Source organism: Alkalinema pantanalense CENA528 (assembly GCF_050753345.1).
Lineage (GTDB): Bacteria > Cyanobacteriota > Cyanobacteriia > Leptolyngbyales > Leptolyngbyaceae > Alkalinema > Alkalinema pantanalense.
The window spans coordinates 23641-34155 of record NZ_JBLZFX010000013.1 but is presented as its reverse complement, the minus strand read 5'-3'; the positions used below and the strand labels follow the sequence as shown (position 1 = coordinate 34155).

The following is a 10515-nucleotide window of genomic DNA, read 5'->3' as shown; positions in this document are numbered from 1 at the left end:
GTGAAACTTGCTTAAAACTTCGTTGAATCACGTGAGCTTGGTTATTTCGTTACCGGAGTGATACAGAATTTGAGATCCGTATAACCGTGTAAACAAAGTTAGCTTGCCCAAAAGCCCTCCGGAGATTTCACGTATTTTTTAGTCCTGATAAAATCTTGTCCGGATTGGTAGGAATTCACCTCATTCCCGGATGTTGGAGAACAGGTTGAGAAACCCGGGTTGGGAGACGCGGGTTGATCGAGGGGCAGGGCGAATAGGGATGGCCAGATAGGGAGGATGGGTAAGGTAGAAGGTTTAGGATGACGCCATTGAGTTTGATGCCATTGAGTTTGATGCCATTGAGTTTGATGCCATTGTGTTTGACGTCATTGTGCTTCGTATAATGGGGTCTGATCCCAAGCGATGTCGTGCAAATGTTCCCAAGTTTTTTACCTAGTCGTGCTAGCCAACTGACCGAAGCAGCTTCCATCACCCTGGCTCAAAATATCCAACGCCAGAAGATTGTTACCCCGCTCAGTTTGACGGCGATCGACACTACCTTTGTCCAGCAAAGCGAGGGCGGTACCCCGATCGTGCTCCTCCATGGGTTTGATAGCTCTGTCTTTGAGTTTCGTCGATTGCTGCCACTGTTAGCCGCATCCCAGGAAACTTGGGCGATCGATCTGCTGGGGTTTGGGTTTACCGATCGCGCTGTGGATCTTAGCTTTGACCCTGAAAGTATCAAAACGCACCTGTACTACACTTGGAAGACCTGCATTGGCCGACCCATGGTATTGGTGGGGGCTTCCATGGGGGGGGCAGCGGCGATCGACTTTGCCTTGACCTATCCCGATGCAGTGGCGCAGTTAGTTTTGCTGGATAGTGCAGGATTTGCCAAAAGTCCTGTGATTTCAAAGTTCCTGTTTCCACCTTTGGGCTATTTGGCAACAGAATTCCTGCGGCAACCGAAAGTGCGCCAACAGGTTAGCCTCAAAGCCTACTATGACTCCAGTTTTGTCACCCCCGATGCGGAACTGTGCGCCGCGCTCCACTTGGAATTACCCCGCTGGAGCAAAGCCTTAATTGCCTTTACCAAAAGCGGTGGCTATGGGTTTCTCAGCGATCGCATTGCCCAAGTGCAAGTCCCCACGTTAATTCTATGGGGACGCCAGGATGCAATTTTAGGGACTCCAGACGCTGATCGTTTCCGCACCACGATCGCCCAGAGCCAGTTAATTTGGATTGACCAATGCGGCCATGTACCCCACTTGGAGAAACCCCAGGAAACCGCAGACCATCTTTTAAGCTTTATTCGCAGTACCTGAACCGATCTCAGACATAGATCGCAGCTCGGCAACATAGTCCCAAGCCTGAGGGTAAGTCCCAAGCCTGAGGGTACCGGGTATCAATCAGATTCCTACAGGCTGATCAAACAGCAGGGCTGATAAAATGGCTGAGCGGCTCGTTTACCTGACCTTGTATGAGTAACCTGCAAATTATCTCTGACTCTGACTTCGAAACCGAAGTGCTGAAAGCGGACAAGCCTGTGCTGGTCTATTTTTGGGCTGCTTGGTGTGGGCCTTGTCGGCTGATGGCCCCCCTCGTTGAGGCGATCGCCAATAGCTATAGCGATCGTTTGAAAGTTATCAAAATGGAAGTGGATCCCAATCCAGAAAGTGTTGCACTGTGCAAAGTTGAAGGGGTTCCGGCTCTACGGTTCTTCCGGAATGGAGAACTCACGAGCCAACATGAAGGAGCCATTCCTAAGCAGAAGTTAGAGGACTTGATCACAACCTATCTTGCGGCTTAGATGAGCTGTTGAGCGATGGCCATGATCGCTTCTGCCTATCACCTCCAAGTATCACTAGGTATCACGCAATCCAACCGGGTATGGAAGTCTATGCCCGGTTAGCTGTCTTTGAAGAATTCACACTTGATCTGGATCGATACCCAACTGGCGCAGGCGATCGGCCAAACGATCGGCCCGCTCCTCTGCTCGATCGGCTCGGCTGCGTTCCTGGCGTACCTGCTCTTGGGGCGTCAGATAGCGCGTTCCCTGCTGGTCATACCAAAACAGCCATTCCCGATCGCGCCCCTGGTAGGTTTGCCGTTCCTTGCCTAACCCTAAGCCGAGTTCCGGCAACCAGATCGGATTGCCAACGAGGGGAAGGTAGGTGCCGTTGATCAACTTATACAGTTCTAACGTCGGTTTGCGCTTGCGCCGAGGATTGTAAATGGCGTAGTAGAGAATGCCCAGCCTTTGGTAGAGGTCTTTTTTACTGCTGTATTCGCCCCGATACTTTTGGGATACCACTTCGATCGCTAACTGGGGCAGAATTCCATTCTCTTCCCATAGGACATAGCTGGGACGCAGCGCTTCGGTTTTGACACTTGCCACGCCTATACTGAGAAATCCATCGGGTACGATCGGCGGCTCATCTGGATTATAGTAAATCCCCATATCGATCCCGAAAAACCAATCGAGACGACTGTCCCAAATTTCCGCCAAAATCAGCTTGAGCAGGGTGGGAATCAATTCTTGGAGTTCGTTATCCAAAGGCGTATCATCGGAATCGGGCAATTCTGCGGCGGTCGGGAGCCAGTCTAGGGGTTCAACATATTTCAACATAATGGTTGCAGTTTAATAGTTGCAGCTTAATAGAACGGTTTAGAACTGCGACATCCTGGAATTGCGATACCTTAAAATTACTATGTTTATTGTATCAGTAGTACAAATAAACTTAATTTAATCCACGTTTCTGTCCGATCTCATTGCTGACCGGCAATCTCTAAAAAACTTCCGTTCAGCTTCCATGACCAGCTTTTACAATCAGAAATACGCCCCTTTGCGAGTCATCTGCTATGCAATTTGCCGATCGCTTAATTCCGCTGCAATCCAATGTTTTTGCTGATATGGATCGTGCAAAGGCCCAAGCCAGAGCAACGGGGCAGGATATTATCGATCTCTCCCTGGGATCCTCTGATTTACCCACCAGTCCCCACATTCTTAAAGTCATTGCTGATTCGCTGCAAGATCCGGCGACCCATGGCTATCTGCTCTTTAACGCCACCCAATCTTTTCGCAAGGCTGCAGCCCATTGGTACGAACGCAAATTTGGCATTCCTGTTGACCCTGAAACGGAAGTTCTACCCCTGATTGGGTCCCAGGAAGGTACGGCTCACTTACCCCTAGCGATTCTGAATCCGGGAGATTACGCGCTTTTGCTTGATCCGGGGTATCCCTCCCATGCCGGGGGCGTGTACCTAGCGGGGGGACAGATTTATCCCATGCCGATTCGGGAAGATAACCAATACCTGCCGAATTTTGCTGAGATTCCAGCAGAAGTCTTGGCCCAAGCCCGAATGATGGTGTTGAGCTATCCCCACAACCCCACCAGCGCGATCGCCCCGTTGGAATTTTTCCAAACTGCCGTCAGCTTTTGCCAACGGCATAATTTAGTATTGGTACACGACTTTCCCTATGTAGATTTAGTGTTTCGGCAGGAGCCAGTGCCGTCAATTTTGCAGGCCGACCCCGATAAAACCTGTGCGATCGAATTTTTTACCCTGTCCAAAAGCTACAACATGGGCGGCTTCCGCATGGGTTACGCGATCGGTAATGCAGATCTGATTCGGGCCTTGCGACAAATTAAGGCCACCGTGGATTTCAATCAGTATTTAGGCATTTTAAATGGCGCGATCGCGGCGTTAACGGGGCCTCAGGATACTGTTCACCACACCGTAGAAACCTTTCGTAAACGGCGTGATGTCTTCGTCAATGCCCTCCATGCCATCGGTTGGAATGTACCTGCGCCAGAAGCGGCCATGTACGTTTGGGCCAAGCTTCCGCAACCCTACGCCCAAAATTCCATCCAATTTTGCCAAGACTTAATTGCCCAAACTGGAGTAGCGGCCTCTCCAGGGGTGGGCTTTGGTCCAGCGGGAGAAGGTTATGTCCGATTCGCATTAGTGCATGAACCCGCAATTTTGATGGCTGCGGTCGATCGAATCGCTCTGTTTCTGGATCACAATAAGCTTTCACAGACTGTCCCACGGTGAGAAGGCTCCACTGCTTATTACAACAACCCAGAAAAATCTGTAAAGAAAAAAGGCTATCAGCAATGGAGCGGCTGTGTCCTAGGCCAAAATCCCAAACGCTGATAACCCACTGTCACTCATCGGACAAACTTGTGTTAATTGACCCCCCGTGCATTCTGAAATCGGACTTGCCATGGATTGTACAGTCGATTTAACAGGGTCACAGAACTGGCCGAATTCACTCAATAGTGTTTAGAGAATCGTAGTGAAAAACAACTATCAAGAGCACTCTAAGCTGAGGGTGTCAAGATTGAGCGCACTCAAAATTAAATCTTCTAAGGTGACGTATTCTTCAGGACTCAAGCCTCCTACACAATAGGAACTGTAACAATGACGCAGAGCGGTTCTGACCACGGCTGCTTGAACAAATCGACGGGCTGCAGCTCGAGCTGAACTTCCGGATTGATAGAACTCTCGATCGTGCCATTCTTCGTTGTTGGAAGAAGTACATTGAAACGAGTAGCCTTCGGAGGTTGAGCTAACTTCAATGAGCCAGCCACAATACGTATCCCTAACCATCTTTTACCATCCAATCCAAACGATCGATCTGGACGGATCAGTTCACCTCACACAACTTTCTCTAAAAGGGGTAGATGCTATCGATCCGGTATCACACACTGCATCCACAAACGGACTGCAATGTCGAATCAGGACGTTAGATATACGCCACTTCTGAAAAGCCCAACATGAGACAGGCACCCTTGTACAAGTTGACATCATGCATCTTGAAAACATGTTGACACCGTACACGTTGACATCGTGTGCGTTGACAATCAATCCAATTTGCAAGCGATCGGTTGCACTGACCCAGTACCTTCAAGCTATCAAAGCCCTGTGGGAAAACCGAGGGGAAATCGGGTAGAAAAAGGGTAGATTTGGTTAAGAATACAATTGACATCTAACTTTAGAAAGGTTCTTCTTTTTTAACTCCGTAAATATTTCCTTGATCAATCCCCTGAATTTGCGACCCAATCCTTGCGACCCAATCCGCATCCGCATACTCGAGCCTCGATGTAAAGACAGGTGCAAGAAGCTAGCAGGGTGATCTATTTAGTGCTGGAGGTTTGAGGCGATAGCCCATGCTGTGAACCGTTTCAATAAAGTTATCGGGGGCACCGGCAGCTTTTAATTTTTGTCGTAGAGCCTTGATATGGGACTTAACGGCTTCTTCCGTTGGAGATTCTGGCAGCGACCAAATTTGTTCAATAATGCCCGATCGACTGAGTACGCGCCGACCATTGGAGACGAGCAATTCTAAAATGGCATATTCCTTAGGCGTGAGGCTGAGGGAATGGTTGGCATAGGTGACTTCGTAGGTACTGGGATCAATTTGCAAGTTCCCCCAGGTGAGTTGTACCGGGACAGTCCCGGTACCCCGACGCAGTAACGCACGCACCCGCGCCATCAGCTCTTGAAGATCGAAGGGTTTCACCATATAGTCATCCGCCCCCGCATCCAGGCCATGGATTTTGTCTGCGATCGTGTCACGGGCGGTCAGCATCAGCACGGGCAAACTATAGTGGCGGTTGCGCAATTGCCGACAGAGACTGAGACCATCCAGTTTTGGGATCGTCACATCTAGAATGAGTAAATCGTAGGGTAAGGTCTTAATCCAATCCCATGCAGTTTCTCCATCCCGCACCACATCTACCAAATACTGGTGCTCGGCCAAAGCGTCACTGAGGACTTCAGCGATTTGAATGTCATCTTCAACCACTAAAATTCGCATAGATTTGTCACCTCTGCTTCTTATGGTAACGAGAGGGCGTCGATTTTGTGAGCCCATTCAAATTTTGTAAATCAACACGAATCAGAATCAATGGGAATTACAGTGTGTAGATGGTAGGAGTAGGCACTTGATTGCAATCAATTTCGAGCAATTGCGATCAACTATGATGAATCGTTGTGTGAGGAGTAGGTTCTGGTATGGGGAAGTGGTTCTCTGAACAAAAATGGTTGGCAGCAGGATTCTCCACAGCGACAATTTGGCTGGGGATCAGCAGTTGGGCATCCTATCGCAATACAACAGAGTTCATTGGCACTACTCAACGGTTACTCCATTCCTATGAGGTCACTCGTACCCTCTCGATGATTTCCCTAGAGATGACGATCGCGGAATCGAGTCGGCGGGGCTATGTTTTTATCGGCAATCGGGAAGAATTCGATCGATATCAAGAAAGCGTAACCCAGCTTCATCCTAGTCTGCAAAGTCTGGAAGATCAGTTAGGGGAAGATCCAGCACAATTGGAATATTTCAACCAAGTCCAGGAACTCATTCCCAAACGGGTCGCGTTACTAGAAAAATCAATCCAGCACTATCGCACGACTAATCAGATTGACATTGAACAACGGCGAATCACAGCGGAAAGTTTACGATTGCGCGATCGTATTCAATGGCTTCTTGCAGAAATGAAAGGAATGGAGGAAGTGCGCCTAAAGCAGTGGCTACAGCACTCCCAGGATTTAATGCAACGTCGAATGAGTTTGGAAGTTTGGTTAACGTTTTCAATGTTTCTGGTTTTATTATTAGGGTTTTTGGCGGTTTATCGTCAGGTTATGAAGCGGCAGCGATTGGAAGCGATGGAAGCCAAATGGGCACAGCAGCAAGAATTAAGTAATTTAAAGTTCAACTTTTTTTCCATGGTTTCCCATGAGTTTCGGACACCATTAAGTGTTGTTTTAGGATCTAGCCAACTGTTGTTTGAAAACCATACCCAATGGTCAGCAGAAAAACGATCGCACAGCCTCCAACGCATTCACTCTTCTGCCCAGGTGATGAAGCGGCTATTGACTGATATTTTGATGCTGAGTCGAGCAGAGGCAGGGAATTTAGAATTTCAGCCGGAGTGGGTTGAATTGGATTCCTTTTGCTTGAATTTAGTCGAGGATATTCGCATGGCCGATCCCCTACAAGATTCAATTAAGTTTATCAGTCATTTCCACGGACAGCGAGTTTATGTGGATGAAAAGTTACTGTATTCAATTCTGAGTAATTTGTTATTAAATTCCGTAAAATATTCTGCGGTTAACCAGGATGTTTATTTAATTGTTGAGGTCGATCGCTACGATTTACTTTTCCACGTGCAGGATCAGGGTATGGGCATTCCTTCGGAAGATTTACCGCATTTGTATGAGCCGTTTTATCGTGGTCGGAATGTCTCTACGATCGCGGGAACAGGGTTAGGATTGGCGGTAGTGAAGAAGTGTGTTGATCTGCATCAGGGAACCCTTAGTGTCGTGAGTCAAGAAGGGCAGAGCACCATGTTTACGATCCGATTGCCTGCGGTCGTGGGTCATCTCAATAAACATCTCTCAGATTGACCTGCTTAATGGTAGAGTCCTAGTCAAGCGGTTGTGAATTTAGTGGAGAGGAGTCATTAGGATGAAGGCACAGGTCTTTCGTGGGGTCAATAACCTACAATACGAAGAAATTCCTATGCCGGAACTGGCCGATGATGAAGTTCTCGTGCAGGTTAAAGTGGTCGGTCTCTGTCAATCAGATATTAAAAAAATTAAATATCCCCTCTATGAACCCCCTCGAATTTTTGGCCATGAAACCGCAGGCACGATTTTCCAAGTCGGTGCAGCGGTGGAAGGTTGGCAGGTGGGCGATCGAGTGGTGGTCATGCACCACATTCCCTGCATGAATTGTGGCTACTGCGAAACCGGTAGCTATTCCATGTGCGAGACGTATAAAAAAATTACGACAACCGCAGGGTTTGCGCCCAGTGGTGGCGGCTTTGCCGAGTATGTCAAGGTGCCAGGACATATCGTGCGTCAAGGTGGGCTGATTCCCATCCCGGAGCACGTTACCTTTGAGCAAGCCAGCTTTGTTGAACCTACGAATTGCTGTCTCAAGGCCGTTAAAAAAGCCCAAATTCGCGCAGGCCAAACGGTATTGATTACAGGGGCAGGGCCGATCGGTTTAATGTTTGTCATGCTGGTCAACCACTTTGGCGCAAGGGCGATCGTCACAGATTTGATTCCAGCCCGGTTAGAAAAGGCAATGGCTGTGGGGGCGTTGGCAGCCTTTGATGCCCGCGATCGATCGCTAACTCAAAAGGTGCAGGACTTAACCCAAAGCTATGGTGTAGATGTTAGTTTATTGGCGGTTCCCAGCGATAAGGCATTTTTCCAGGCGTTGGATTGTACGCGCAAGGGCGGCAAAATTTTGTTTTTTGCGGAGTTTCCCGATGAGGTGGAAATTCCCCTAAACCCCAACTTGCTGTACCGTCGGGAAATTGACTTGATGGGCAGCTATAGTTCTGCCTTTCCACTGCAAGCCTTATCCGCAGAATTGGTGTTTGGGAAGAAAATTGATGTGGATGCGTTAATTAGCGATCGCTATCCACTCAGTGAGTTAAGCCAAGCCGTGGAACAAGCGATTCAGCCGACTCCAGAAACTTACAAAATTTTGCTCTATCCTTAGGTACGGCTACCAAGCTGCCCCTCCCATCGGCTATGTCAGCAGTCAGATTTTTGATGCAATCGAAGACGAATGCGATCGCATCAAAAATTCCCGTGAATTCATTGCGTTAATCTATGGCAAGGGCGTAGGCTCGTACAGGTGGACACGTTCGAGTTTGGCAAATGGGAATTTGAATCAGAAATTCTGTTCCTTGGGGACTAGATCGGCAAGTTAGTTTGCCGTGATGTTTTTCTTTAATAATTTGATGACTGATATAGAGTCCTAATCCGGTTCCCTTCCCAATAGCCTTAGTAGTAAAGAATGGATCAAATAACTGATTTTGGATGCTTTCAGGAATACCAGACCCATTATCAGCTATGGAAATCATAATCCATTCATTATCCATCTGCTGTGTTTTGATATGAACATTTCCTTGGGGGATGGGAACTGTTTGGGGATATTGTTCTATCTGTTCTTCGATCGCGTCGATCGCGTTCGAAAGAATATTCATGAATACTTGATTGAGTTGACCTGCATAGCATTCTACGGATGGCAGCAAACCGTAGTCTTTGGTGACTTGAATTTCAGGTCGCTTGGTTTGACTTTTTAATCGGCTGCGCAGAATCATAATGGTACTGTCGATGCCATCATGAATGTCTACTGCTTTATAATCGGATTCATCTAACCGTGAAAAGTTGCGTAGCGATTTGACAATTTCTGTAATCCGTTCTGCACCCACTCGCATCGATCGAACTAACTTGATGATGTCACTGGTTAAAAAATCAAAATCGAGTTCCTGTAACTTGGCTTGCACCACGGGAGAAGGTTGGGGATATTCCGATTGGTACAGTGCAATGACTTCTAAAAAGTCGCGAATGTAGCGATCGACGTGATTCAGGTTACCGTAGATGAAGCTTGTGGGATTATTAATCTCATGGGCAACCCCTGCAACGAGCTGACCTAAAGCAGCCATTTTTTCAGTTTGAAGGTGGCGAGAATAGTTGTACTGGAGTTGTCGCAAATTCGCTTCAACCAATTGAGCTTCCTGTTGGGCCTGCTGGAGCGATCGTAAAGAGAGAGTATGAACTTGGGAATAGGCCAGCAATAATTCGTGGAAATCTAGCACTCGATAGCTTCCCGATGCTGTTTCCATCAAGATGGGTTCATAGATGGAATCAGCCGATCGTTGGAGTGCCTGTTGCGTCGCTTCCACGATCGAGGTGGTTCCTGGCAGAATCAGAGGTTCCGTAGCCCAAGCATCACAGAATCGCTCCAATGGATGACGGGAAAATAATTCCAAACTGTAGGGACGACTCATTTGCTCAAAAAAGTGTCGCCTTGAAATCATGCCTTGATAGCCCCGATCGCGGGTTAATACCACACCCGGCAAGAGCGGATCTTGATCGAAGAGCACAATTAAGCATTGGCCAATCTCTTGAATCTCTAACTGAGCTTCCCAAGATTTCAACTCAGAGATGGTTGAAGTTAATTCAAAACGCACAGGCCCAACATTCCTTACAATCATTGGCTGGTTGAAGTTTTATCTCAGGCTACAGAAATAAATTCTAGGGATCTGAGTGGATCGCTATAATTCAATTTTTATGAAGGCTTCTGTAAGATTCTCCCTAGACTTACATTTCAGACAAGGGAGAATACATGACTCAGCTACATTGATCGACTACATCTCAGGTGATGCATTGAGGAGTCATAGAGATTAATACAGTTTTAGGAATTAATACTCACGACTATTTTTGAAAAGTATCAACAAAATCATTCACCCTGATCAAACCCAATATTTTTTAGCATAAAGCACTGTATATATTCAAGGGATTAGCCTATCTAAAATAAGACATTATCAGGAATACCTCCCTAAGGTAAGGCAAAGCTGAGGAGGGGATTCCCTTCTTGAATTACTTGGAAGAATACCTTATTTTCCATAGACTTTATTACCCCTAGACTGTATGACTGAGCTGCTTATCTAATTCATAATCTTGACTGTAAAAGATGCATTTTAAGATTAATAAATAGGT

Annotated in this window: 9 protein-coding genes; 5 read left to right on the top strand and 4 right to left on the bottom strand. The window is 47.2% G+C overall.

Annotated elements, in window-relative coordinates:
- The first annotated feature begins 413 nt into the window (after positions 1 to 413).
- Entirely contained in the window at positions 414 to 1304 is an 891-nt protein-coding gene (locus ACN4EG_RS06585) for an alpha/beta fold hydrolase (RefSeq protein ID WP_431628537.1), read from the top strand.
- A 155-nt stretch (positions 1305 to 1459) separates the two neighbouring features.
- Positions 1460 to 1789, top strand: coding sequence for a thioredoxin family protein (locus ACN4EG_RS06580; protein WP_431628536.1), 330 nt, complete (start codon positions 1460 to 1462; stop codon positions 1787 to 1789).
- Between the two features lie 117 nt (positions 1790 to 1906).
- On the opposite strand, the gene ACN4EG_RS06575 is transcribed toward ACN4EG_RS06580, so the two are convergent.
- Positions 1907 to 2608 carry a Uma2 family endonuclease gene (locus ACN4EG_RS06575; protein WP_431628535.1) on the bottom strand — a complete coding sequence of 234 codons (702 nt, stop codon included), beginning with the start codon at positions 2606 to 2608 and terminating at the stop codon, positions 1907 to 1909.
- A 233-nt stretch (positions 2609 to 2841) separates the two neighbouring features.
- Here ACN4EG_RS06575 and ACN4EG_RS06570 point away from each other — a divergent pair, with 233 nt between their 5' ends.
- Positions 2842 to 4038 carry an LL-diaminopimelate aminotransferase gene (locus ACN4EG_RS06570; protein ID WP_431628534.1) on the top strand — a complete coding sequence of 399 codons (1197 nt, stop codon included), beginning with the start codon at positions 2842 to 2844 and terminating at the stop codon, positions 4036 to 4038.
- A gap of 258 nt (positions 4039 to 4296) precedes the next feature.
- On the opposite strand, the gene ACN4EG_RS06565 is transcribed toward ACN4EG_RS06570, so the two are convergent.
- Together ACN4EG_RS06565 and ACN4EG_RS06560 are read right to left on the bottom strand one after the other, a co-directional pair.
- Positions 4297 to 4596: a hypothetical protein gene (locus ACN4EG_RS06565; protein WP_431628533.1), complete on the bottom strand. Its 300-nt coding sequence runs from the start codon at positions 4594 to 4596 to the stop codon at positions 4297 to 4299.
- A 514-nt stretch (positions 4597 to 5110) separates the two neighbouring features.
- Positions 5111 to 5806 (bottom strand): response regulator transcription factor, encoded by a 696-nt coding sequence (locus tag ACN4EG_RS06560; protein ID WP_431628532.1) that lies wholly within the window; start codon positions 5804 to 5806, stop codon positions 5111 to 5113.
- Positions 5807 to 6003: 197 nt separating this feature from the next.
- Here ACN4EG_RS06560 and ACN4EG_RS06555 point away from each other — a divergent pair, with 197 nt between their 5' ends.
- Both ACN4EG_RS06555 and ACN4EG_RS06550 read left to right on the top strand, forming a co-directional pair.
- On the top strand, positions 6004 to 7398 hold the full coding sequence (locus ACN4EG_RS06555) for a sensor histidine kinase (protein ID WP_431628531.1): 1395 nt from the start codon (positions 6004 to 6006) through the stop codon (positions 7396 to 7398).
- A 61-nt stretch (positions 7399 to 7459) separates the two neighbouring features.
- The gene (locus ACN4EG_RS06550) at positions 7460 to 8506 is read left to right on the top strand and encodes a zinc-dependent dehydrogenase (protein ID WP_431628530.1); all 1047 of its coding nucleotides are present in this window, start codon (positions 7460 to 7462) and stop codon (positions 8504 to 8506) included.
- 106 nt (positions 8507 to 8612) lie between these two features.
- Here ACN4EG_RS06550 and ACN4EG_RS06545 read toward each other — a convergent pair whose 3' ends face one another.
- A complete protein-coding gene (locus tag ACN4EG_RS06545; RefSeq protein ID WP_431628529.1) occupies positions 8613 to 9986 on the bottom strand; it encodes a sensor histidine kinase in 1374 nt (457 codons plus the stop codon).
- Positions 9987 to 10515: the final 529 nt, after the last annotated feature.

Coding starts and splice junctions, on each gene's coding strand:
- ACN4EG_RS06580 (WP_431628536.1), top strand. CDS start 1,460: ATGAGTAACCTGCAAATTATCTCTGACTCTGACTTCGAAACCGAAGTG.
- ACN4EG_RS06555 (WP_431628531.1), top strand. CDS start 6,004: ATGGGGAAGTGGTTCTCTGAACAAAAATGGTTGGCAGCAGGATTCTCC.
- ACN4EG_RS06560 (WP_431628532.1), bottom strand. CDS start 5,806: ATGCGAATTTTAGTGGTTGAAGATGACATTCAAATCGCTGAAGTCCTC.
- ACN4EG_RS06550 (WP_431628530.1), top strand. CDS start 7,460: ATGAAGGCACAGGTCTTTCGTGGGGTCAATAACCTACAATACGAAGAA.
- ACN4EG_RS06575 (WP_431628535.1), bottom strand. CDS start 2,608: ATGTTGAAATATGTTGAACCCCTAGACTGGCTCCCGACCGCCGCAGAA.
- ACN4EG_RS06585 (WP_431628537.1), top strand. CDS start 414: ATGTTCCCAAGTTTTTTACCTAGTCGTGCTAGCCAACTGACCGAAGCA.
- ACN4EG_RS06565 (WP_431628533.1), bottom strand. CDS start 4,596: ATGGTTAGGGATACGTATTGTGGCTGGCTCATTGAAGTTAGCTCAACC.
- ACN4EG_RS06570 (WP_431628534.1), top strand. CDS start 2,842: ATGCAATTTGCCGATCGCTTAATTCCGCTGCAATCCAATGTTTTTGCT.